Origin of the sequence: Brachyspira pulli (assembly GCF_036997785.1) — a bacterium.
Classification (GTDB): Bacteria; Spirochaetota; Brachyspiria; order Brachyspirales; family Brachyspiraceae; genus Brachyspira; species Brachyspira pulli.
The window spans coordinates 1-24051 of the sequence record NZ_JAWLQI010000004.1; the positions used below are offsets into that span (position 1 = coordinate 1).

20 protein-coding genes and 4 tRNA genes are annotated in these 24051 nt (G+C 26.8%); 7 read left to right on the top strand and 17 right to left on the bottom strand.

The window, feature by feature from the left end; genetic code table 11:
- Positions 1 to 21 precede the first annotated feature (21 nt).
- The 5 genes from R4K56_RS01800 to R4K56_RS01820 form a co-directional block, all read right to left on the bottom strand.
- Positions 22 to 1065, bottom strand: coding sequence for a phage capsid protein (locus R4K56_RS01800; protein ID WP_335771582.1), 1044 nt, complete (start codon positions 1063 to 1065; stop codon positions 22 to 24).
- A gap of 265 nt (positions 1066 to 1330) precedes the next feature.
- Positions 1331 to 1699 carry a phage capsid protein gene (locus R4K56_RS01805; RefSeq protein ID WP_335758316.1) on the bottom strand — a complete coding sequence of 123 codons (369 nt, stop codon included), beginning with the start codon at positions 1697 to 1699 and terminating at the stop codon, positions 1331 to 1333.
- A 261-nt stretch (positions 1700 to 1960) separates the two neighbouring features.
- Entirely contained in the window at positions 1961 to 2914 is a 954-nt protein-coding gene (locus tag R4K56_RS01810) for a phage capsid protein (protein WP_335771583.1), read from the bottom strand.
- Positions 2915 to 3232: 318 nt separating this feature from the next.
- A complete protein-coding gene (locus R4K56_RS01815) occupies positions 3233 to 4135 on the bottom strand; it encodes an Rpn family recombination-promoting nuclease/putative transposase (RefSeq protein ID WP_335771584.1) in 903 nt (300 codons plus the stop codon).
- Between the two features lie 54 nt (positions 4136 to 4189).
- Positions 4190 to 5431 carry a phage capsid protein gene (locus R4K56_RS01820; RefSeq protein ID WP_335771585.1) on the bottom strand — a complete coding sequence of 414 codons (1242 nt, stop codon included), beginning with the start codon at positions 5429 to 5431 and terminating at the stop codon, positions 4190 to 4192.
- Positions 5432 to 5653: 222 nt separating this feature from the next.
- Here R4K56_RS01820 and R4K56_RS01825 point away from each other — a divergent pair, with 222 nt between their 5' ends.
- Complete coding sequence (locus R4K56_RS01825) at positions 5654 to 6814, top strand: AAA family ATPase (RefSeq protein WP_335771586.1); 1161 nt, start codon at positions 5654 to 5656, stop codon at positions 6812 to 6814.
- 3 nt (positions 6815 to 6817) lie between these two features.
- Here the strand turns inward: R4K56_RS01825 and R4K56_RS01830 are convergent, their stop codons facing one another.
- The 7 genes from R4K56_RS01830 to R4K56_RS01860 form a co-directional block, all read right to left on the bottom strand.
- A complete protein-coding gene (locus R4K56_RS01830) occupies positions 6818 to 8008 on the bottom strand; it encodes a tetratricopeptide repeat protein (RefSeq protein WP_335758322.1) in 1191 nt (396 codons plus the stop codon).
- Between the two features lie 78 nt (positions 8009 to 8086).
- A tRNA-Arg gene (locus R4K56_RS01835) sits at positions 8087 to 8160 on the bottom strand.
- 210 nt (positions 8161 to 8370) lie between these two features.
- Positions 8371 to 9093, bottom strand: coding sequence for a hypothetical protein (locus R4K56_RS01840; RefSeq protein ID WP_335771587.1), 723 nt, complete (start codon positions 9091 to 9093; stop codon positions 8371 to 8373).
- A 122-nt stretch (positions 9094 to 9215) separates the two neighbouring features.
- On the bottom strand, positions 9216 to 9926 hold the full coding sequence (locus tag R4K56_RS01845) for a hypothetical protein (RefSeq protein WP_418233749.1): 711 nt from the start codon (positions 9924 to 9926) through the stop codon (positions 9216 to 9218).
- 109 nt (positions 9927 to 10035) lie between these two features.
- Positions 10036 to 10111, bottom strand: a tRNA-His gene (locus R4K56_RS01850).
- Between the two features lie 39 nt (positions 10112 to 10150).
- Positions 10151 to 10224: transfer RNA gene (locus R4K56_RS01855), tRNA-Arg, on the bottom strand.
- Positions 10225 to 10226: 2 nt separating this feature from the next.
- Positions 10227 to 10300, bottom strand: a tRNA-Pro gene (locus R4K56_RS01860).
- A gap of 143 nt (positions 10301 to 10443) precedes the next feature.
- Here R4K56_RS01860 and R4K56_RS01865 point away from each other — a divergent pair.
- Complete coding sequence (locus tag R4K56_RS01865; RefSeq protein WP_335771589.1) at positions 10444 to 12390, top strand: fructose-1,6-bisphosphatase; 1947 nt, start codon at positions 10444 to 10446, stop codon at positions 12388 to 12390.
- A gap of 458 nt (positions 12391 to 12848) precedes the next feature.
- Here the strand turns inward: R4K56_RS01865 and R4K56_RS01870 are convergent, their stop codons facing one another.
- Together R4K56_RS01870 and R4K56_RS01875 are read right to left on the bottom strand one after the other, a co-directional pair.
- On the bottom strand, positions 12849 to 13832 hold the full coding sequence (locus R4K56_RS01870) for a D-alanine--D-alanine ligase family protein (protein WP_335771590.1): 984 nt from the start codon (positions 13830 to 13832) through the stop codon (positions 12849 to 12851).
- 408 nt (positions 13833 to 14240) lie between these two features.
- The gene (locus R4K56_RS01875; protein WP_335771591.1) at positions 14241 to 15854 is read right to left on the bottom strand and encodes a hypothetical protein; all 1614 of its coding nucleotides are present in this window, start codon (positions 15852 to 15854) and stop codon (positions 14241 to 14243) included.
- Between the two features lie 130 nt (positions 15855 to 15984).
- On the opposite strand from R4K56_RS01875, the gene R4K56_RS01880 reads away from it, so the two are divergent.
- The 5 genes from R4K56_RS01880 to R4K56_RS01900 all read left to right on the top strand — a co-directional run bounded on the left by R4K56_RS01880 (position 15985) and on the right by R4K56_RS01900 (position 20456).
- On the top strand, positions 15985 to 17127 hold the full coding sequence (locus R4K56_RS01880; RefSeq protein ID WP_335759752.1) for a VWA domain-containing protein: 1143 nt from the start codon (positions 15985 to 15987) through the stop codon (positions 17125 to 17127).
- Positions 17128 to 17270: 143 nt separating this feature from the next.
- Positions 17271 to 18458 carry a tetratricopeptide repeat protein gene (locus tag R4K56_RS01885; protein ID WP_335771592.1) on the top strand — a complete coding sequence of 396 codons (1188 nt, stop codon included), beginning with the start codon at positions 17271 to 17273 and terminating at the stop codon, positions 18456 to 18458.
- A gap of 81 nt (positions 18459 to 18539) precedes the next feature.
- Positions 18540 to 19037: a hypothetical protein gene (locus R4K56_RS01890; RefSeq protein ID WP_335771593.1), complete on the top strand. Its 498-nt coding sequence runs from the start codon at positions 18540 to 18542 to the stop codon at positions 19035 to 19037.
- On the top strand, positions 19037 to 19552 hold the full coding sequence (locus tag R4K56_RS01895; RefSeq protein WP_335771594.1) for a ComF family protein: 516 nt from the start codon (positions 19037 to 19039) through the stop codon (positions 19550 to 19552). Before R4K56_RS01890 ends, R4K56_RS01895 begins: the two co-directional genes overlap by 1 nt.
- 64 nt (positions 19553 to 19616) lie before the next feature.
- A complete protein-coding gene (locus R4K56_RS01900; protein WP_335759754.1) occupies positions 19617 to 20456 on the top strand; it encodes a DinB family protein in 840 nt (279 codons plus the stop codon).
- A gap of 107 nt (positions 20457 to 20563) precedes the next feature.
- Here the strand turns inward: R4K56_RS01900 and R4K56_RS01905 are convergent, their stop codons facing one another.
- The 3 genes from R4K56_RS01905 to alr form a co-directional block, all read right to left on the bottom strand.
- Complete coding sequence (locus R4K56_RS01905; RefSeq protein ID WP_297295529.1) at positions 20564 to 21223, bottom strand: flavin reductase; 660 nt, start codon at positions 21221 to 21223, stop codon at positions 20564 to 20566.
- A gap of 187 nt (positions 21224 to 21410) precedes the next feature.
- Complete coding sequence (locus tag R4K56_RS01910; protein WP_335771595.1) at positions 21411 to 22784, bottom strand: alanine/glycine:cation symporter family protein; 1374 nt, start codon at positions 22782 to 22784, stop codon at positions 21411 to 21413.
- A 104-nt stretch (positions 22785 to 22888) separates the two neighbouring features.
- Positions 22889 to 23992, bottom strand: coding sequence for an alanine racemase (alr, locus tag R4K56_RS01915; RefSeq protein ID WP_335771596.1), 1104 nt, complete (start codon positions 23990 to 23992; stop codon positions 22889 to 22891).
- Positions 23993 to 24051: the final 59 nt, after the last annotated feature.

Below are 24051 nucleotides of genomic sequence, written 5' to 3' on the forward strand. Positions count from 1 at the left end.
AGTATATATACTTGATTTAAATTAAGACAAGCTCAAATCTATTTTGCAGAAGCCGTAAGGGTTAGAAGCTACTGTGCATCTCTTTGTTCTTGTTCTCCACAAATTATTGCCTAATATATCAACCTCTCTTATATCATGATTTAAATATACTACCTCTTTTATTGAAGCCATATCTAATACATTAGATGAAGTTGTAAACATATAAATTGATGAGCCTGTCCATATATCTGTAAGATTTTCTAATTGATACTTTTGATCAACTTCATGATCGTCAGCAACTCTGAATGCAGTTCCTACAACAGTAATTCCGCTTGTTACTGCATTAAAAATATCCGGTCTGAATGCTTTATATTTTCCGTTGGCATCATTTTCTATCATTGATATATAATTAGAAAATAATCTGAATAAGCCTTGAAGTTTTATATATACATCTATTGGTATAACTATATAAAGTTTCTGTCCATTATCCTGAAGCTCCATTTTATCATTAAATAAATTTCCGCCTACAGCATAATTCAAATATTTTGCTAAATCTATAAATGAAGAAAAGAAATTATCAATATCAGCCTCTGTCCAAGTGCTTATTGGTTTAGCAGTTAAATCCACGGTGTTTGTGCTTCCGTAAAGTTCCGCATCTGTAACTTTTGCCGCTAAATTTCTTTCTCTTAAAAGTCCAAGTCTTGAAACAAGTTTTTGTGCAATATAATTTAAAATTTCTTCTCCTGCTTTTTTCTCATCTCTTGCATAAAGCTCATTGATTTCTTCTATTCTGTTAATATCTATTCCAATATAATATTCTTCAGGCTCCATTTTAAAAACTCTTGCCTCATGTTTAGGATACTCATTGAAAATATTTAAATCTCCTAATGAAGTACCGCCGTACATATTTTTTAAATTGAAAGCCGTATTATCTAAATCGCCTCCAATGGCTCCTTGAGAAACACCGACAAAAATTTCAGGTATATATTTACTAACAAAATTAGTCTGCCCCATATATCTAGGCATTTCTTTATTGATTATTGGAAAAAGTTTATTTTGTATATTTTGTAAATTAGGCATACTCATATTTGAATCCTTTTATAAATAAAATTTTGATTATACACGCCGCAGGCACATCCCACATACAGCAAGAAACAAAAAGACTTATTTTCATATAAAAATAATAATTAGCTATGAATATAAAATACTCAATATAATAAATTCTAATTTTATATTTGCACTTTTTGGTTCTTTTTGCGGCGGGAAAAAGAACAATAAAAAATTAATAAAATATAGTTATTTATATACAGGAGAGTAAAAACTATATTTAATAAATTATAAGAAATTAATATTACAAACTTTTTAAAAGTATCTCTGCATAGTTGCTTCCGCCTCTTATAACTACTCCTACTCCATGTCCGTCTAATGATTTTTTGAATCCTTTATCTGATGCCGTTACAATATCGCCAGCTATAACACTTTCAGCTACAACTGCATTTACTATTCCTTCATAGCATACTGATATTGTATTTGGCTTTAATCCAAATTCTTTATAAGAGAATGCATCTTCCAAAGCAACTCCTATAAATACTGAACCTTCACTATAAAGTGAAAAAACTCCTTTCCCATTATCATCTTTTATTGATACAGGAAATCCTCTTTTTGGTAAATTAGCTTCATCGCTATGAATACCAGCTTTTATTATAGAACCTTGTGCCACTATAGACTCCTATTATTGTTATACTCGCCTACGCTATTAAAAGCCAGCAAATAAATTTGCTGGCTGCTTCGGCTCGTTTATTATTGTTATGCCACCTGTAATGGTGACTATTTGGTCGGCTCACCATTTTTAATTAATGTGAACACTTGCTATATACAATGTTCGCCAACCTTTTTTAATAATAACTCTCTGATTACTTTTTATTACATCAAATGTGTAAAGCAATGTATAATGTATGTCACACTTTAATATTTATAATTATCATTTAAAAAGTTTTGCTATCTCGCTGTATTTGTTTTCTTCGCTTAATGCTGATAAGTTTATCTTCTCTCCGCATCCTACTCCGATAGGCACTAAATCATTTCTTACTATTGACATTATTTCTTCTTTGCTTAATCCTGCTTTAAAAAGTTTTCTTGCCTTTATAAATGTAGAGCTTTCTGATTTTGAAGAACATCTCACAGCATTTTGACTTTCTGCATACTCATTGCACCAATCTCCGTAAGTTATAGCTGATAGATTTAATTCTTTATTGCTGTTATCTGAATTATTTAAATTTTGTTTATATGCATTACTTGATTTATCTTTTGAATTATCTTCTTTTAATTTCTTCACTATCATATCAATAATAATATTTTGAATCTCTTCATCATTTTTAAACAAATAAACAAATTCATTTCTAGCCTCTTTTTGAATTTCTTTTTCTTCGCTAATTAATTTTTCTAATATTGTTTTTAATTTTTGCATATACTCTCCATTAATATTTTCTTCATTACTGATAATTGCACTAGCACAAAGCAAATCAACATTACGGCTTGCAGGATATTCTACAGCAGCAACAGCTTTGATTTCACAATTCTCCCAATAAATAAAATCATTATCTTCATAAGATTTTTTTCCAACCATCTCAATAGAAGGATAAAAAGATTTTTTCTCTGTTATGCTGTCATCAAACCATTCTATAACAGCATAAAGCCCTATTGCCTCATTGTATTTTTCTAAACTTATAACTTTTCCAATAGCCTCTCTTTCCTCATCTTCTTTATGCCCCTTATAGACAAATATTTCTATGCTCTTTTTTTCAAATGATTTTATCAGCTCATCAATATTTTTCTCTGTGATTTTATTAGTTTTAGTTTCAGCAAAAGTATTTTTTGAAAGCGGTATATATTGCTTGAAACTATCTCCTAAAATTTTATATTTTTTCTTTAGCATACTAGCTCCTATATAAATATTTTATCAACTTTTTTGACGCATAAAAAAGTTGCAAAAAACGCAAGTTATATAAAATATATATAAATCTACTCAGCGTATCAGATTTTTGCACGGTAATACTTGTCAATAACAAAACTAAAAATATGTGCTGTTTAGTACCTAACATTATTTAATTTAATGTTCTAATCAAGAAGAGATTATTTATTATCTCTATATCTATAGCAAAAAATATAAGTGATTATAAGTTATTACAAAATAAAAAAGGCTCAGTAAATTAATACCAAGCCTTTTATTAATATTTCTATTATTTACTAAAAATTATAACTTTTCTATTTCTTCTAAACTTAATCCTGTAGATTCACTTATGAATGTATTATCAAGTCCTGATTTTTTTAATTTTTCAGCTATCAATATTGCTTTGTTTCTTTCACCTTGTTCTATACCTTTTTTTATACCTGCTTCTTCTGCCTTACTTAATTCTATATTCATCATTTCTTGGTGAAAATATTCATCTATTTCTTTTTTTCTATAAGTGTCTATTAATGGATCATTATGAATAAATGATTCTGATTTCTCTTTCACTTCTTCAAATATAGTATTTTCTTTTAATAATACAGACATATCCTCTCCTTTAAAAAATTTTAACCAAGATGAAAATTCTTTTTGCAAATCACTATAATTATTTGATTGAAATTTTGGAAGCTCTATAAAATGAATCTGACAATCTTCTGTAAGAATTTTATTATATTTAATTTCTTTCAAAACATAGCAAGTATGAATATAATCAATGTCTTTAACTAATTTGAAATTTAAAATATTAATACTTATAACAGGTGTTAATTTATTATATCTATCATTTTTATTTAATCTTACACTATAACTGCTAGCCCAATAATACAAAACTCTTTTTATAAAAGATTCATTTCCTTGTAATTGTATTTCTATAATTACAGCTTCACCATTCTCTGTTATACACTTTATATCCATTATGGATTCTTTTGAATTTATATACTTACTTAAATTAAAAGGATTTAATATTTCAACTTTAGAAAAAGTTTTCATATTCATATTTTTCATAACTGAATTAATAAAATTTAAAACTATTTTCTCACTTCCAATATCTGAAAATAGATAACGAATATAACAGTCATTAATTCTATTTATATTATCTATGGTGATAATTTTATTCTTTATATTTTCAATTATATCATCTTTATTCATGTTTTTATTATACTTACATTCAATCAAATTGTCAAAATTTTTTATTTATGATTTTTATTCTGATTTATTAATTATAGAATGCGTAATCCTGAAATAATCGCATTGTCCTGACAGCCTTAAACTTTTAAAATTCAAATCAAAATATCTTTTAATAAAACTATTATTTATATAATTGATTATACCTGATACTATATCGCTTGCCATAAGAAGTGCATTGTCTTGAGTAAGTTCCGCTAATGATTTAGTAGCTCCTTTGTTTAGACCAAGTGCTTTAATATCTACACCTTTATTTTTGAATAAGGCTGAAAGCATGCTGTCTCTAAAATTATACCATTCATTAGCATCAATACTTTCTATTTTTTCTATTTTGCCGTACTTGGAAATAAAAATTCCGCCGCCGTTATTTATAAAATTTCTTATCTCACGTTCTGCCTCCTTACGCTTCGAATCATTAAGCTCGGTGTTTGCTATAAAATTAAAACTATGCTCACCTATATTTTTTAAATTGCGGTTGAAACTATTATCCATAGATTCTAAAATCTGCCAAAGTGAATATGCACTGTATAAAAAAGGCTTTCCTATAATGTCGCCTTCAATGCTTCCATAACTAGCATAACCTGCTAAAGCTAAATCAAAATCTATATCTATAATACTTGCTTCATCATAATTGAATGAGCCATTAAAAATTTCTTTATGTCTTTTTATGATGCTTATACTTTTTATTTCATCGCTGTCATGTTCATCAAAATTGAATCTGTATATTGAAGAAGGATCATAATATTTAAATCCTTTTAAACCGTCAAGTCTTCCTTTAAATCCATAAGCCCTAGCAGGCAAGACTTCTAATTTAGGAGTAAAAAAACAAAAGCCGTAAACTAAGGCATTATAAGTAACATTAACTATTAAGTTTTTAAGTCCGCCCGCTCTTTCAAATTGGCTCATAAAAAAATCGTATGCATTATTTACTTTTTCATTATCTTCACATTCTTTTTGCTTCTCTACAAAATAATTAAAAGAATTAAAAACGCCTCTATAAAATTGTAATATAGGCTCAAGATAAATAGAGTTCTCCATTCTTTTACAAGTTAATGCCCATTTATGTGGAAATGAAAAATCATCGCTTTCATCTCCCCTATTCGATATAACATTTGGAATGCCTGAATTATAATTGTTAGTTGATATTCTGTTTAATTCATCATTTAATTTTTCTATCTCTCTATTTTTATCTTTCAATTTATTATCATATTCTTCAATAATTTTTTCTATTTGTGACTGTTTATTTTCTATATTTTCCATAATCATAAACCTTTTTAATTTATATTAATTAATTGATTAAAATAAATCCTACACTATTAACAAAAAATATTAGAGATTATAAGTTTATATATAAGCAAAATAATATATTTTTTATAAAAAAGCATAAATAAAAACTGATTATTATATTTTCATAAATGCTTTACTATTAATGATTTTTTTGTTATTATTATAATATAAAGAAAATAAAAACAATGATAAACTATGCTAAGAAAATTTACTATTTCAAACTATAGGTCATTCTATAATGAAATGACTTTGGATTTAACTGCCTCAAGTGAGAGCATTTATACTAAAAAAATAAATGATAAAGAATATATATCTAAATTATGTATTTTGTATGGCTATAATGGATGCGGTAAGAGTAATTTGCTTAATGCCTTAAAATATATTTTCTATTCTAATAATGGATATATTGTATCTAGTGATGACAGTATAAAAAGACTTTTAGATCCTAATATGATTTACGGTAAAAATGAAAATACCAGATTCTTTTTGGAATTCTATTCTTATGATGAATATGTAATTTATACTTATGAATTAATATTAGACAATAATAATCAATCTATATATTTAGAGAAACTATGCAAAGATAATACTGTAATATTTGAAAGAAATAAAAATATTGTAACAAATGGAATATTTGATTATGATATTGATGTACCTGATACAAATACTTTTTTAAGCTTCTTTAATAATAGTACTGAAAGCAATGCAGATAAGTACAGAGAAGAAATTAATTATTATATATCATTATTTAAAAATTTATGTTTTTTATTTCCTTTCACAAATGAAGCCGACTTTTCATCTTATGCTATAGTTGACGCATTTGAATATTTCAGTAAATATAATCTTTGGGATATGTATAAAAGACTTCTTTCTATGATTGATATTGATGATTTAAATATTGTAGATGGTATTGGAGTAAATGAATTTTCTTTTATATTGGATAATAAGAGATTAGTTTCAAGGCATGATTCTTATAGCAATGATTTTGATGAAATTGAATCTGAAGGAAGTAAAGTTTATGCTATTAATCTTATTTATATATTAACTTCTATTATAAACGGAACCTTATCAATAGTAGATGAATTTAACGGCATACAATCTGAACTTTTAGAGTTTACAGTAAAACTATTTAGAAACAATGCCTTTAATGATATAGAAAGAGAAACATCTCAATTAATACTATCAACTCATGATGTAACACTTATGAGTATTGATGATGCCAATCTTTATAATTATTTTATAATAAATAAAAAAGATAATATAAGCCAAATATACAGAGCAGATCAATTTAAAAATATAAATATGTACAACTTAGAAAAAGAGTACAGAAAAAATCATTTGGGATTAAAAAAATAGAAATTAGAATTTATAAATATATAAAGAGCCTCTATTATCATATAAAGCTTCAGAAGAATTTATTTTGAAAGCAGTATTACAATCTTCTATAGATTTGTCGAAATATTTTTTATCTCCGGAATTTTTATATTTATTGAAGTAAATAGCACTTCTATTGTTTAAAGCATAGATATTATTGAAATCCATTTTTATAAGTTCATCATAATCATTCAATGCTCTTTCAAATAGATTTTCATCACCGCTTATTTTATATTTTACAGAATATAAAGTAGCTCTATTGTTAAGCAGTTCAGTATCTAAATGATTAGCAGATAAAGCATCATTAAATATTATTAAAGCAGTTTCATAATCATCTTCTAACTTTTTAAACTCATACTTGATAGAATATAATATAGCTTTATTATTTGATACATTTTCATTATGATTGTATAAAGATAATGCATATTCAAAATATTTATCAGCTTTTTTGAAATGATCTTCTTTATTATCTCTGCTGTATATTTTAGTATGAAGTATCCCCGCACCATTCAAAGCTAAATAATTTCTGTCATCTAATTGGAACATTTTCTCCAATATTTCCAATGCCTGATCGTCCCGGGAATTTTTTATTTCTTTTACAAGTTCCTTATACATAGCCTCTATTTCAGCTTTTATACTTTCAGCTTTTATACTTTCAGCTGAAGATGTATTCAAAACGTTATTTATAGGTTTAGGTTTTTCTGCGGGGACCTTTTCAGCCACAGGCTCAGCAACAATAGTTTTTCCATTATTAGCTGATGAAAAATTATTATTTGTAAAATTGAGTATTAAAGTTAATATAAACATTAATATAGATATAAACAATAAAGCATAAGTTGTATTTCTTATATTAGTTTTCATTGTATAATCTATAGAAAATTTCAAAGAGTTAAAATGCGGAGTAACACCTAATCTTACTTGTTCTTTAACTAGGTTAGTAAATTCATTAGCTATGGCATAGTTATTTAATTCATCTTTAAAATAAAGAGTCATCATATCCATATACTTACTTTCCATTCTTAAAGAAAGTGAATTTGTAAAATTCTCCAATTCTTTTTTAATACGATTACTTGTACCAACACTATAAATGTTATAAGTAACTGAAAAAATTAAGAGTATTATAGGAAATAATATCAATATAATGAAATTAAATTTTCTTAAATTTTTTTCCTTCATTCCCTTTTTAAAGCCCTTATTTTATAAAAATTAATATGATAATTCTAACATATTTAACTAAATAATCAAATTTTATAACGCGTCTGAGAGGAATCGAACCCCCAACCGACGGAACCGAAATCCGCTGCTCTATCCAATTGAGCCACAGACGCTGATATTATATATTATTTTCTATTCTCGGCAATTATGTAAAAGAGTTTACAATTAGATTTAAATCTTTATAAAACTGTAAATTTTATATATTTGCCTTTATTTCAAAGTAAAATAATTGTTTTTATTATTAACATTTTCATAATTAATATTTATTGTTATAAATATAGTAAATGTATACAATAAAATCAAGTTAATTTACAAAATATTTTTTATAATTTAGGAGCAAATCTAAATCCTAACTGCAAACCTATATCAAAGCTATTCACACCAATATATTTATCATTTGCAGGATTTTTATTTGCCAATCCAAAATCTCCGCCTAAATATGCCCCTATATTAAAAGCCATTTTATTATTAAAGAAGAATGAATAATCAAATGTAACTTTAAGATAAGGTATAACATTTCTATCATAATTTTCTATATCATCTCTATTTAATTTCACTTCTCCAGAGTTAATAGTTCCATCACCAATTATTGGTATAGAATAATCTATTTTTGATGTAGAGTATGCTGATACAGGTATTTTTACTCCGGTACCTACACCTATAGCAAACGAACCTATATTTATTTTAGGAAGCAAACCTATTTGGAAACTATGAGTATGTAATCCTGTTGTCATCTTACCTTCAAAGCCATTATATACTTTTCCTGTATAATAAACTCTATAACTGTCATAACTATATCCAAGTTCGCCTAAAATACTTATTCCTATTTTTCCAAGCCCTATCATATAGCCAAGCTGTGCTGTTACTCCTGAATCAAAACCTACTGCACTTTTAGGAGTCAATGATTCATAAAGTCCCTCAGGAACACCAAAAGATAATCCTAAAGGAACATTAACTATAGCTTCAAAACCACTTGCTGCAAATACACTAATATTAGTTACAGCTAATGCACAAATAACTATAAATATTCTTTTTATTTTTTTCATATATTCTCCTTTAATAAATTTTATTCTATATTTATATAACAATATAGAACAGATATTGTCATATAAAAAAGAATCTACCAATATTTATTGATAGATTCTTTCACTTTTAAATTTATTTAAGTTTATAGTTTAGGAGCAAATCTTAAACCTAACTGTAATCCTATATCAAAACTATCAACACCTGTATATTCATTGTCTATAGTACTTTTTTCAGCAAGTCCAAAATCGTATCCCAAATATGCACCTACATTAAGAGCCATTTTATTTCCAAAGAAGAATGAATAATCAAAAGTAACCTTCATATATGGTATAACATTTCTATCCATTTTTTCTATATCTTTTCTTTTAAATTCTATTTTTTCAGAAGAAGAACTTCCCTCAACTCCTGCTACTGAACCTTCTAGTTTATAAGTAGTATATCCTGACACTGGTATTTTTACTCCGGCACCTACACCTATAGCAAATTGACCTATATTTATTTTAGGAAGCAACCCTATTTGAAAACTATGAGTATATAAACTTGTTGTAGTTTTTACTTTAGCAAAGTTTACTAATTCTTCACTATAATAATATCTATAACTATCATAACTATATCCGAGTTCGCCTAAAATACTTATGCCTATTTTACCAATACCTATCATATAGCCAAGCTGTGCTGTTACTCCAGAATCAAATCCTGGTGAACTTTTAGGCTCAATAGCTTCATAAGTTCTAGTAGGTATTCCAACAGATAAACCTAAAGGCACATTAACAATAGCTTCAAAACCGCTTGCTGCAAATACACTAATATTAGTTATTAATAATGCTGCAGCTATCAATAATAATCTTTTCATTTTTCTCATACCAATGCCCTCCATATTATATACTAATATAATATGGTATACTAATATAAGGAAATATCAAGATAGTATCTAGTATATGTAATTGGAATAAAAAGAAGAAGGGCGAAAGACGGGACTTGAACCCGCGACATCCAGATCCACAATCTGGCGCTCTAACCAACTGAGCTACATTCGCCGTTTTTAATAATAAAAAAGAGCTTAATTAAGCCCTTATACGCGCCAGACAGGAATCGAACCTGTAACCTACTGCTTAGAAGGCAGTTGCTCTATCCAATTGAGCTACTAGCGCATTCGGGATGACGAGACTCGAACTCATAGCCCCCTGCTCCCAAAGCAGGTGCGCTAACCAATTGCGCTACATCCCGGAAAGTTTTATGTTATTATATAATAATATAATTTTTTGTCAATAATTTTATTTAATTTATTTTAATTAATTTAATAGATTTTGAATAGATTTTGAATATATTTTTTATATACTACTTATTATATAGTATTTTAGGAGTTGTTTATGAGAGATAGAGATTATTTAGAATTATTGTCAAAAAAATACCCTACAATAGATGATGCTTCTGTAGAAATAATCAATTTAAAAGCCATTTCCAAACTTCCAAAAGGTACTGAATACTTCTTAAGCGATATACATGGAGAATCTGATGGTTTTGAATATTTACTTGGCACTTCTTCTGGGGTTATTAGAGAAAAAATAGAATTGCTGTTTAAAAACACTTTGCCTGAACATGAAAGAGTTGAACTTCAAATATTAATAGTAGATACAAAAAACTTAATAAATAAAAAAAAATCAAATGAAAATGATTTTGCTGATTGGTGCCGTATCAGCATATACAGACTTATAAGAATATGCAAACTCGTTACAAGCAAATATACAAGGTCAAAAATTAGAAAGAAAATGCCTGCCAATTTTGCATATATATTAGATGAGCTTCTTCAAACTGATTCTGAAGAAAATAAAGAGAATTACTATTTTTCTATAATAAACTCAATTATAGAAATATCTGCCGCAGATAAATTTATAATAGCATTATGTCAGCTAATACGTCAATGCAGTGTTGATAGGCTTCATATAGTAGGAGATATTTACGACAGAGGCCCTCACCCTGATAAAGTTATGGAAAGCATAATGACTTTTAATGAGGTTGATATTGCTTGGGGTAATCATGATATACATTGGCTTGGTGCTGCTAAAGGAAGTTTAATATGCGTGGCTAATGCTGTGCGTTTGGCTATAAGGTATAATAATTTTGACTTACTTGAATATAGCTACGGAATAAATTTAAGGTCATTATCTTCATTTGCTAATGATGTTTATAAAGATGATCCTTGTGAAGTATTCAAACCTAATACATTAGACAAAAACATTTATGATGAAGTTGATAAAGATTTGGCTGCTAAAATGCATAAGGCTATATCAATAATACAATTCAAATTAGAATGCCAGCTTATAAAAAGACACCCTAATTATAGCATGGACGATAGAATATTACTTGATAAAATAAATTATGATAATGGAACAATCACTATAAATGGAAAAACTTATGAGCTTAAAGATAAAAATTTCCCTACAATAGATAAAAACAATCCTTTTGAATTAAGTGATGGAGAAAATACATTAATACAAACTTTGGCATTTTCATTCGTAAATAGTCCAACACTTCAAAAGCATGTAAATTATATATATGCCAAAGGAGGAATATATAAAATATTTAACGGCAATCTTCTATATCATGGATGCATACCTACAAAAGATGACGGAACCTTCGATGATGTTTATATAGACGGTCAATATTTATCAGGAAAAAAATATTTAAATCAAGTAGAAGATAAAGTAAGAAAAGCGTTCTATTGTGAAGCAGGAAGCGAAGAACAATTAAATGCTCTTGACTATTGCTGGTATTTATGGTGCGGCCCTAAATCTCCGCTATTTGGTAAAAATAAGATGACTACTTTTGAAAGGTACTTTATAGAGGATAAAGAAACTCATAAAGAAAATTATAATCCATACTACTATCATATAGACAATAAAGAATACTGTCAGAATATATTAAAAGAATTTGATTTAGATATTGATAAATCTCATATTGTTAATGGACATGTTCCAGTAAAAACTCATAAAGGAGAAAGTCCTATAAAAGGAGGAGGAATACTTTTAGTTATAGACGGAGGTCTTTCAAAGGCTTATCATAAAAGCACTGGAATTGGAGGATATACTTTAATATCAAATTCAAATATGATGCTTATAGCAGAACATAGACCATTTGCTGAAGTTGTAGAATCCGGTTTTAGACTAAGTCCTAAATCTATAATAGTAGAACGTTTCATAACTAGAATTACTGTAGGAGAAACTGATATAGGAAAAGATATTTCAAAACGTATAAATGATTTGCTTGAACTTTTAGATGCATACAGAAGCGGTATTGTAAAAGAAAAAATAAAATAAGTTTTGTTTTGATATCTGGGGCTTTGCCCCATACCCCAGTTCTTTTGTTGGCACAAAGAACCAAAAAGCCTGCATTTATGGTCTAAATTATGTTATATCCTATATTTAATATAAAGTTCTAGCAATTGCGTTTTTGCAACTTTTTTGCTGCACACGCTCTGAGGACTTCATCAAAGAACCAAAAAGTGCAAGTGTAAAATCAGCATTAAATCATACTAATTTTATTTTATACGTAATATGAATTATTGATTTAAGCTAAAATATAGCCATTCGCGAAGTGTATCCGAGTTTATCGAGAATATGGTTATTTTGGTTACAAAAAGAACTAAGGTGCGTGGCTAGTCACAACAAATAATAAAAATAAAAAACAATTTTTGACACAAATATAATTGTTTATGTATATAAAAAAATAAGCAGCTCTATTTTCAAAAAAATAAAGCTGCTTTTTTAAAAAGATATTATTTAAGGAGACTTAAAATATATAACACAAGATATTTAAATTCCATTTTGATATGCTTTGCCATTTCTGGTATATCTGAAGTATCTGTCATACCGCCTTGTGTATTAACTTCCATCAAATATACTTCATTATCCTCACCTATTATGGCATCTATTCTTGAAAGTCCTGCACAGCCTAAAACTGTATATGCTTTCTTACAAGTTTCTATTACTTTATTTTCTACCTCTTTTGAAAGTTTAGCAGGCATTTCCATTTCAGTTTTTCCCGGTGTATACTTAGCATCATAATCATATATTTCATTTTTAGGATTAATTCCCAATATAGGAAATACATAAATGCCGTTTTCTTCTTTTACTAAACCAACTGTAATTTCTTTACCCTTTATATAAGGCTCTAAGAAATAATTTTTTATATCTTCTAATTTGCTGTATACATTGTCAAATTCATTTTTATTTTTTATTAATGATACTCCAACACTTGAACCGCTTGATATAGGCTTTAATATAACTGGGAAATTAAAAGATGTATTTGAATCTTTTACACCGCTTTCGCTAATTTCTTTAATGTCTTCAAGAAGTATAAAGTCACAAGTAGATACATTTGAAGATTTCCAAATTCTTTTTGTATAAACTTTATTCATACAAACTGCACTAACCAATATATTTTCGCCTGTATATTTAATATTAAGGCTTTCTAAAAGTCCTTGAATAGTTCCGTCTTCTCCTGAAGTACCATGTAATATATTATAACAATATTCAACTTTTTCTTCTTTCAAAGTTTTTACTAATTCATAAGAATCCTGAACATCAATTAAAATACAATTATCTTTAAGTTCATCAAAACTGCTTAATGCTTTGAAAACATTCTGTCCGCTTCTTAATGAAACTTCTCTTTCTTCATTTTGTCCGCCATATAAAACCGCAATCTTTTTATTTTTAAATCTGTTTAATATTTGTTGCTTTAATTCTTCATTTATTATCATTTTGTTTTATCCATTAATTGTACTTGCATTTATCATAAATACTCTTAATAATTATTTATCGTATTATTTTTTTATTTGATAATTCAAATTTATTATAAAATTTACACACTATATGTCTTATATTGGGCGGTAAATAAACTGTAAATTTAAAAAAAATCTTGGGTGGGCAGCTAAAATAACAGTAAAAAATTATAAAGAAAAAATGATTAAAAATTGTAGTATGATATTAAAAAGATATAGGGTGGGATAATGCAATTAAGTTAAAAAAATTATTCACATACCCCGCCCTTTATACTATATTATTTTACTTTGAATTTAAAATTTAAATTAACTTTATTACTTAATTAGAAAAAGCACACCCGCCCAAGTTTTTATTAAGTATAAAAATATATTCAGCACCCTAAAAACTTAGCTTATAAAATTATCTATCTCTTTTAAAATATTTTTCTTTAAAGCTTCTCTTTTTTTCTTAATCGATTTTAATATATCCGAAGCTAATTTTGCATCTTTTAAAGATTTTCTTATCTGCCAAAATCCGCTGTCCCATAAAGATATTTTAAATTTTTCTATATTGACCTTATCTATATTAGAATAAAAAAACTTATAAAGTTCTTTAGTAACTTCAATTAATTCTAAAGCCTCTTTTGAAAGATATTTTTTATTTTCTTCTAAATATAAAAATGCAAATCTTTTTTCATTATCATATTTAAATAAACTGCATCCTGAATATACTTCTTTATAATCAAAAGGATAAAAATGATTTATTATTCTGTAATAATTATCTTTATATAAAATATTATCCATAGCCGAACTTTGATTGGAAGTAGAAAAAGAAGACCAAACAACACAATCAAGTATAAAAGTTTTATCCAATTCTTTTTTAGGCATATAAAATTGGTCGCTTCCATTAAGCCAATCAACCTTTGTGCATCTTCTTACAGCATGTATAATCATAGCCTTTTCAAAATTATCTCTAGTTATAGATAAAGAACCAGCTGATGCTTGAGGAGCGGAAAATATAGCAGTTAGATTTTGTTTCTGTAAATCGCTTCCGCAGCTCATAAGTGAACCTATAAAACCTTCGCATACTTTATCCCTTATATCTTTTCCAGATGTTCTCACTTTAATTGCTGATGATAAAGGCACAAATGTTTGAGAAGTTTTTACTCTCTTTATCCATTTATTAAGAAGCTTATTACTATCAACTACATTATAATCTTTTTTGTATAAGAAATTAGCCTCATCATCTAATACATCTAATATTATATTTTGTGTTTTTATATTTGATTTTTTATCTATTTTCCAAACAATAAAACTAACTGGGAAAGGAGTTGTTTTTGAAGTATTATCAAAATTGGAAGATGAAAATATAAATCCTTTTTTAAATTTATAATTGCAAATCTTATCCCTAAACTTTTCATTGTTATTGTATTTAATATAATTAGTTTTAGAAAATATTGCCAAATAAACATTTTTATTTTCAAACTCTTTATGTATTCTAAACATAAACTGGGCATATAATTCTCTTGAAGCATCTCCCAATTTTTCACTATGCATTATATCTCTTATCTTGCTTATGCTTACACTCTTTTTGCTTTTTGAGTTTGCTCCTGCAACTTGACTTGTAGCATAAGGCGGATTTATAAAAACTAACCACTTTATATTTTTATTATTTAAATCTTCTATAAGCTGTGATGGTAATTTTGTATAGCATAAAGAATTATTTTCTATATCATCATTTAAATAGTCATACTGAAATAAACATGCATTTTTAAAATGTTCTTTGCAATATTCTATATCTTCATCATCTATTGTGGACATATATATATACTTGTGAATTTCTTCATCAAAATAATATTCCAAATTTCCTTTACCGCATGACATATCCCATATTCTATATTTTCCGCTTTCTAAATCTTTTTTGGAAATAACATTATATATATACGATAAAGACTTTTTTGAAAAACTAAGAGGTGTATAGAATTCACCTAAATATCTTTGCTTTGAGTTATGTTCATTCATATTTATTTTTATTTTTTATTAATAGTTTTTCTATATTTTATAATTAATATATTTTTATTGCAAAATTATTTTTGTACTAAAAAAGATAAATATAGTTGCTTTTTTATAATTTTATTTATATCATAAGTGAATGGATAAAAAAGATATAGATTACAACAATTTAAATAGATGGCGCCTTATATTAGGAAATTTCGCTGAAAATAATATACAATTAAATAATGAATATTCTGAAATAGATGAAGCTCTAGGATTCTTATATGATAGAGAATACAGCGAAGAATCAGGATACGCTAATTTCGACAAAGAAGATAAAACCAGAGGCGGAAGAGGAAAAAGTACATTAACTGTTCCTACTTGGGTTGCAAAAGTAAAAAAATTATTCCCTAAAAAAACTGTAGAGATAATGCAGAATCAGGCATTAGAAAAATACAATCTAACAGAAATGATTACGAATGAGGATATTTTAAAAGAGATGGAGCCTAATATGGATCTATTAAAAAATATTCTCACATTCAAAGATATGATGGACGGTAACGTTAAAAAGTTAGCCTATGATATTGTAAGAAAAGTTGTTAATGATTTAAAAAAGAAATTAGAAAGCGATGTTAAAAAAGTATTTTATGGGAAAAAACTTCCTAACTCTACCACACAAAATAAAATATTTAAAAATCTTGATATTAAAAAAACTATTAGAAACAATTTAAAAAATTACAATGTAGAAGACAGAACTATATTTGTAGATAAATTATATTTCAATCAGAACATAAAGAAATATAATCCTTGGCATATAATAATACTTATAGATGAAAGCGGATCTATGTTTGATTCTATAATATACTCATCAGTAATGGCATCTATATTTTCAAATCTTCCATATTTGTCTATTAAGCTTATAATATTCGATACAGCAATAGTTGATTTATCAGATTATGTCAAAGACCCTATTGATATTTTATTTAAAGTACAATTGGGAGGCGGTACTGATATATATAAAGCTTTAGAATATGCTAAAAAAATCACAACTGTTCCTGATAAAACTATTGTGCTTCTTATAAGCGATTTGTATGACGGTAATGATTATAAATATATGTATGGTTCAGCAAATGATATAATAGAATCAAGATCCAAACTTTTTATATTACCGGCACTGGATTATAATGCTGATGCCAGTTATGATAAAACAGCAGCAGCTAAATTTGCTAAAATGGGTGCTAAGGTAGCAGCAATAACACCTGATGAACTTTCAAAGTGGATAAGCTCTGTAATATCATAATATTCATTTAATAAAAATATGTATTATATGTAAAACAGTAAACATAATTTAATTTGTATTATAAATCAAACAACTAAATTCATATTTATAATATTATTTTTTTATGTTATAATAAACTATGCAAATAATGCTGAGGATATTATATGGAATCTATAAACTATTTTTTTAAAAAATATATTGAAAAATGCCAAAAAAGATTAAAAGATATTTCAGAATCTATAAAAGATTTAAAAAGTAAACAATTTCTTGACAATGCCAATAAATATTTAGAAAATACTAAAATTGAAAATTTTAAAGATTTGAATGATTTTTATGAATTCAATAAATATATAGAAAATTTAAATAAAGAATTAGAAAATATCATCAGCAGTATATCAGATGCTTCAATAATTAAAGAAAAAGAAATAAGAAAATTGAAAAAATTTGATTATAGAAAATTAATCAATAATATCTCAAAACATTCTATAAAGTATTATCAAATATTAGAAAAAATATTAGATATGTCAAATGAAGAATTTGAAAAATATAAAATAGAATTATATAAAGATAGAGGAGATTTAAAATTAGATTTATATCTTTATGAAGATGCTGCCAAAGATTATAAAAAAGCTATAGAATTAAATCCTAAGTTTGAAGAAGCTAAAATAAATTTAGAAATAGTTAATAAAAAAATAAGTGAAAGTAATTCAATAAAATCATTTGATGAATATTATGATGAAGGTGTTAATGCCTATAATGAAAAGAAATATGAAGATGCTATAGAAATATTTAGTAAAGCTATAGAAATAAATTCAACTCATGTTAAATCATATTTATATAGAGGTGTATGCGAATTAGTATCAGGAAAAGTAGAAGAAGCGGTAAAGGATTTTAATAGAGGCATAGAATTAGATCCTAATCAGGCAAAATTTTATTTTTACAGAGGACATGCTAAATTAGTATCTAATCAAATAGAGGATTCAATAAAAGATTTTGATAAAGCTATAGAATTAGATCCTAATTATATAAAACCATATCTATATAGAGGACATGCTAAATTAGTACTAAATAGAAATGAAGAAGCCATTCAGGATTTTGATAAGGCCATAGAATTAGATCCTAATTATGCTCAAGCATATTATCATAGAGGACTTTCAAAAATGGCATTAAAAAATAGCAATGGTGAAGAAGTAATTGAAGATTTTGATAAAATTATAGAATTACATCCTAATGATCCTTATATATATTTTGTAAGAGGAAATATTAATAAAAGTTTAAATCGTATAGAAGAAGCTCAAAAAGATTTTGATAAATATAGAGAAATAGAACAGAAAAAAAGAATAATATTTTAATGATTATAAATCTATTATAAAAAATTTTGACAATTTGAAATAGTCTTGTATAATAATAAAAAAATATTATAGGATTATTTTATGACAAGTTTATCTATAAAAAAAACAAATATTAATGCTATAGTGCTTGTACTTCTTTCATTAATAAGTTTAGTTTCCCCTATAGCAGTTCATTACTTCGGATTAAAAGGAACAGAATTCCTCCCAATATTTTTTGCCTTATCCTTGGGAGCATATATATTAAATCCTATATTTTTAATAACACTTGCTGTAGTTTCACCTATCATAAATTATTTTCTTACAAATATGCCTATGCCTCCTACATTATATTTCTTAATATTTGAAGGTGTGGTATTTGCTTCTATAATAAGTTTATTAAAAAATAAAAATATACCATTCGTACTTCTTACTTTATTTGCATTTGTTTTAGCAAGGCTTTCATCTGTTATATTAATATTCTTCTTTGATGTAAGTATAAATACTTGGTTTTCCGGATTTATAGGAAGTTATAAAGGAATTATAGTAAACTTTATATTTTCTATGTCTATGTATTTTATATTCAGAGAAAAACAATACTAATGCCGTATAAAGTTTTTTTTGAAGATAATATTAAAATTACAGCTCTTGGCGATTTGGATAAAGAACTTGGAGATGAAATAAGAGCTTTAAAGAAAAAAGAAATTGATAATCCTATTAATATTCTTAATAATATATCAAACTTTATAAAAACAAATGATAAAAAATTTGATATACTGCTTTATATACCTTCAAATAAAAATAACGGCCTTATGGATTACTTCGCCGACTTTATATCAAATGAATTTAATATACCAAATTATAATTATATAAAAATTGTAAAAGATATAAAAGAGCAAAAATTATTAGAAAGCCTAAAAGAGAGAAAAGAAAATATAAATAATGCTTTTGAATTGATAGAGCATGAAAAATTAAAAAATAAAAATATACTTTTGATAGATGATGTTTATGCTTCCGGAGAAACTATCAAAGAAGTTATTAAACTATTCAAAAAACTTAATTTTAATTATTATTTGGAATGTTTAGTTTTTTGTTATAGGAATCATATTTTTAAATAAGAATATTGAATTATCAAAATAAAAATAATATAATAAAGTTAAATTGCATAAGGATTTTTTTATTATGATTGAATCTCAAATTAAAGAATTGACTAGAAAAATAGAAATGGAATCAAAAAAATTGGACAGAAAAATAAAAGATATAGAGAAAATAAAATCAAGCATAACAAAAGATTTGAAAAAAAATGTAAAAGAATTAAAAAGCAAACAATTAAAAAAATTACAGGAAGAAAAGAAAAATATTACAGATAAAGTAAAACAAATGAAAAGTAATTTAATAGATGCTAAAAAAGAAAGCACAACAAGTAAGGTAGACAAACAAATAGAAAATACTAAAAAAACAGATGAAAAATCAAAAGAGATTGTAAAAAAACCAGTAGATAAAACAGCAAAAAAAATTATGAATATGATGGCATTATACAATAAAAATGCTAATAGAGAACTTATTGATATTTTAGAAACCGTAAAAGAATCAGATTTAAAAAAAGAAACTGGTGCTCATTTCAAATCAATATACGGAATATTAAAACATATACTTCAATGCGATATATATTTCTTTGGAGCATACAGAAAATATTCAAACAAAAAAAATATACCTAATGAAGAAATATTAACTTATCTTAATAATGATTTCAGTTTAAAAATAGATATAGATAAAGATTTAAAAACTTTTATAGATATAAGAGAAAAATTAGATGATGTAATAATAGCTATTGTTAATTCAATAGATGATTTCAGTATATCAGGCAAAATAACAATACCAAACAGAGAAATAAAAAAATCGAGATATCATTTGATAATGCATGAACTAAATCATGATACACATCATAGAGGAGAAATCTCTGTACTCCTTGATCAAATGGGATATAAAAACGATTATTCTAATTTGCTTACAATAATTTAATATATACTAAGAATTTTTAAGTTTGTAATTTGTTTTAATGCAAAAAAAGTGGCAGTACATAGGGAATATGCACTGCCGTTGGGGTAAAAATTTAATTTGATTTATTATTATGAGATTTTTTCAAAATTGCTTTTAGGTTCTCCGCATATAGGACATACCCAATCACTAGGTAAATCTTCAAATGGTACAGTTCCTTTATATTCAAATCCGCAAGTCTTACATTTATATACTGCTTTAACTTCTTCTTTCTTTTCTTCTTGTTTTTCGTAAGCATTAGCTGTTGAAGCTTTAGGAGGAGTTTTTCCTTTAATTACATTATGATAGTAAGCATAAGTCATAGAATTAGCATCATTGTCTAATATTTCTGCATCTAAAAGCTCACCAATAAATATAGTATGTGTATGAACTTCTAAACTATCAACTACTTTACAGATTAAATATGCATTAGCTGCTTTTATTACAGGCAAACCTTCTTTCATTTCATAATCAACATTTTCAAATTTATTATTATCTCTTGAACTTCTAAAACCAAAACCGCCTATTAAAGTAGGATCGCTTTTCTCTGAAAGAATAGAAAGAGCGAATTTACCATGTTTCTTTATACATTCATTTGTATAATTACTTTTATTAACACTAATCATGATGGTAGTAGGTGTTGAAGTTATTTGAGTAGAAGTGTTAATAGTACAGCCTACTGGTTTATCACCATCAAGAGTTGTTAAAATATACATTCCATAAGAAAGTTTAGTTAAAGCAAAAGTGTTCATATTGCAGTCCTTATTAATAATAATTACTAATTATATACCAGTTCTATAAAAAATCAATACTAAATAGTAAGATAAAAGTAAAAAATAATAAAAAAGCCCTGTTAAAAAACAGGACTTTAAATATTCATTAAAAATTATAGGCATCTGCAAAACTTATTTTACAGACACCAAAATAATTATTAACCTTTTAATCTTTCATCAATGTAGAAGTAGGATCTTTCATATAATCTCTAGTAAGCTGAGCTACTTTAGGAGAAAGTATCAAAAGACCTACCAAGTTTGGTATAGCCATAAGACCATTCAAAGTATCAGCTATAGCCCATATTAAATCTAATTGGCTGATAGCACCTACTATACCAATAACTAAGAATATTATTCTATAAGAATATGAAGCTATTTTATTTCTTTTAGTTAGATAACCTAAAGCTACAACTCCATAATGTGACCAACCTACAAAAGTAGAGAAAGCAAATAATATCAAAGATATTGTAAGAACTATAGAACCAAAATGTCCTAAATTAGAACCGAATGATGCAGATATAAGTTCAGCACCATTTAATTTAGTACCTTGATTTGCTTCTAAGAATATTATAGCCATAAGACCAGTTAATGTACATATAAAGAAAGTATCTATTAATACTTCAAATATTCCCCATAAACCTTGTTCTATAGGGTTTTTTGAGTTACTAGCACCATGAGCCATAGGAGCAGTACCTAAACCAGCTTCATTAGAAAATACTCCGCGGGCAAAACCGAATTTCATACCCATCATTATAGTATATCCCATAAAACCAGCACCAACTTGTTTCAAAGAAAATGCTTCTTCAAATATGCGTTGGAAAGCATGAGGTATTTTATCCATATTCATTACTAATATTATTATTCCAGCAAGTATGTAAATAACACACATTACAGGAACTAACTTCTCTGTAACTGTAGCAATTCTTTTAATACCTCCTATAATAATAACAGCAGTCAAAGCTACAACAACTATACCTGTAACTAAATGAGGTACTCCGAAGTTTTGATAAACAACTGCAGCCATAGCATTAGTTTGTGTCATATTACCAGCACCAAAACAAGCTAAAGCAGCAAAAGCAGCAAATATACTGCCAAGCCAAGGCAAATTAGCTCCTTTTGAAATATAGTACATAGGGCCGCCGTGATGATGTCCTTGATCATCTTTTACCCTATAATGTACTGCTAGAAGAACCTCCGAATATTTAGTAACCATACCAAAGAATGCAGCAAACCACATCCAAAATAACGCCCCAGGTCCGCCTGCAACTATAGCTGTAGTAACTCCTGCAATATTACCAGTTCCAACTGTACTAGCTAATGCTGTACTAACAGCTTGGAAAGGTGTTATATTATCATCAGCATCCTGTTTTTTTGCTAATGCTCCAAAAGTGTGTTTAGTCCACAAAGGAATCTTTGTTATTTGCAAAAAACCTGTTCTAATGCTTAGGAATATACCTGTTCCTACCAATAGGGTTAACATAACCGGTCCCCATACAAAACTGTTAATGACGCCATTGATTTTTGCTATCATCTCTACCATAATACGCTCCTTTTTTTGTTTATTTTATATTAGATTTTGGTATAACTCCTTAAAAATTGAATTTTCATTTATAGTAATTACAAATCTTAATATACTTAAATTATTTACTCTTTATAAACTCTTGTAACTCTCTCCCCTATGTTTACCAATATTTCATGACTTATTCCATTAATTCTCTTTGCCAAAGTATTAGCATTTATCCTTTCATCATTGCCAAATATCAAAACTTCATCTTCAACATTCACATTACCATTGCCTATATCTACAACGATTGTGTCCATACAAACTCTGCCTCTTATAGGATAATAATTGCCGTTAATTTTTACTTCCCAATTATTTGATAAACCTCTAGGTACTCCGTCAGCATAACCTATTGGAATTACAGCTACTCTAGTATCACTATTTGACTTCCAAGTCATACCATAAGAAATACTTTCGCCTTTCTTTATATTTCTTAATAAAGCAACTCTTGACTTCAAATTCAAAATAGGTCTTATACCTAGATCATAATCATCATAAATATAGCCGTATAATATTATCCCTGCCCTAACCATATCGAAATATGTATTTCTATAAGATACCAAAGCAGCTGAATTGGCAGTATGGGCATTATTTATTTCTATGCCGTTAGATTTCAATTCATTTAATACTTCATTAAAAATTCTTATTTGATTATTAGTAAAGTCTTTAGAATATTCATCTTGCATATCAGCAGCAGCATAATGAGTATTTATACCCTCTATGCTAAGAGTATCATAAGATAAAACTTTTTTAGCTAAAGGAACAACTTCTTCCGGTCTTGCTCCCATTCTGTTTAAACCGGTATCAACCTTTATATATAGTTTTAACTTTCCTCCATATTTCTTCAAATATCTATCATAATACTCCAAACAATCAGCATTACTTATAATAGGAATCAAATTATATTTACAAACCAAATCTGACTCATCTTTGAAATGCTGAAATAACACTATTATTGGTAATGAAACTCCGCTCTCTCTTATTCTTATGCCTTCCTCAACTGTAGCAACTCCTAAAACATCTGCACCGAATCTTTCTGAAGCTTTAGAAATTTCTATTATGCCATGTCCATAAGCATTAGCTTTTACTATATTGAGTAATTTTACATTATCAGTTATAGAGCGTATTATTTTTATATTATTATGCAAAAGAGATAAATCAACTTCTGCTATAGTATAATTTGACATACATTACTCCAAATAGATTTATTTTGTAGTATAACCATTTTTTTATAGTTTGTCAATAA

Excerpts from the sequence above, each read along its gene's own strand:
- R4K56_RS01800 (WP_335771582.1), bottom strand. The coding sequence starts at position 1,065 with ATGAGTATGCCTAATTTACAAAATATACAAAATAAACTTTTTCCAATA.
- R4K56_RS01810 (WP_335771583.1), bottom strand. The coding sequence starts at position 2,914 with ATGCTAAAGAAAAAATATAAAATTTTAGGAGATAGTTTCAAGCAATAT.
- R4K56_RS01815 (WP_335771584.1), bottom strand. The coding sequence starts at position 4,135 with ATGAATAAAGATGATATAATTGAAAATATAAAGAATAAAATTATCACC.
- R4K56_RS01820 (WP_335771585.1), bottom strand. The coding sequence starts at position 5,431 with ATGGAAAATATAGAAAATAAACAGTCACAAATAGAAAAAATTATTGAA.
- R4K56_RS01825 (WP_335771586.1), top strand. The coding sequence starts at position 5,654 with ATGCTAAGAAAATTTACTATTTCAAACTATAGGTCATTCTATAATGAA.
- R4K56_RS01830 (WP_335758322.1), bottom strand. The coding sequence starts at position 8,008 with ATGAAGGAAAAAAATTTAAGAAAATTTAATTTCATTATATTGATATTA.
- R4K56_RS01840 (WP_335771587.1), bottom strand. The coding sequence starts at position 9,093 with ATGAAAAAAATAAAAAGAATATTTATAGTTATTTGTGCATTAGCTGTA.
- R4K56_RS01845 (WP_418233749.1), bottom strand. The coding sequence starts at position 9,926 with ATGAAAAGATTATTATTGATAGCTGCAGCATTATTAATAACTAATATT.
- R4K56_RS01865 (WP_335771589.1), top strand. The coding sequence starts at position 10,444 with ATGAGAGATAGAGATTATTTAGAATTATTGTCAAAAAAATACCCTACA.
- R4K56_RS01870 (WP_335771590.1), bottom strand. The coding sequence starts at position 13,832 with ATGATAATAAATGAAGAATTAAAGCAACAAATATTAAACAGATTTAAA.
- R4K56_RS01875 (WP_335771591.1), bottom strand. The coding sequence starts at position 15,854 with ATGAATGAACATAACTCAAAGCAAAGATATTTAGGTGAATTCTATACA.
- R4K56_RS01880 (WP_335759752.1), top strand. The coding sequence starts at position 15,985 with ATGGATAAAAAAGATATAGATTACAACAATTTAAATAGATGGCGCCTT.
- R4K56_RS01885 (WP_335771592.1), top strand. The coding sequence starts at position 17,271 with ATGGAATCTATAAACTATTTTTTTAAAAAATATATTGAAAAATGCCAA.
- R4K56_RS01890 (WP_335771593.1), top strand. The coding sequence starts at position 18,540 with ATGACAAGTTTATCTATAAAAAAAACAAATATTAATGCTATAGTGCTT.
- R4K56_RS01895 (WP_335771594.1), top strand. The coding sequence starts at position 19,037 with ATGCCGTATAAAGTTTTTTTTGAAGATAATATTAAAATTACAGCTCTT.
- R4K56_RS01900 (WP_335759754.1), top strand. The coding sequence starts at position 19,617 with ATGATTGAATCTCAAATTAAAGAATTGACTAGAAAAATAGAAATGGAA.
- R4K56_RS01905 (WP_297295529.1), bottom strand. The coding sequence starts at position 21,223 with ATGAACACTTTTGCTTTAACTAAACTTTCTTATGGAATGTATATTTTA.
- R4K56_RS01910 (WP_335771595.1), bottom strand. The coding sequence starts at position 22,784 with ATGGTAGAGATGATAGCAAAAATCAATGGCGTCATTAACAGTTTTGTA.
- alr (WP_335771596.1), bottom strand. The coding sequence starts at position 23,992 with ATGTCAAATTATACTATAGCAGAAGTTGATTTATCTCTTTTGCATAAT.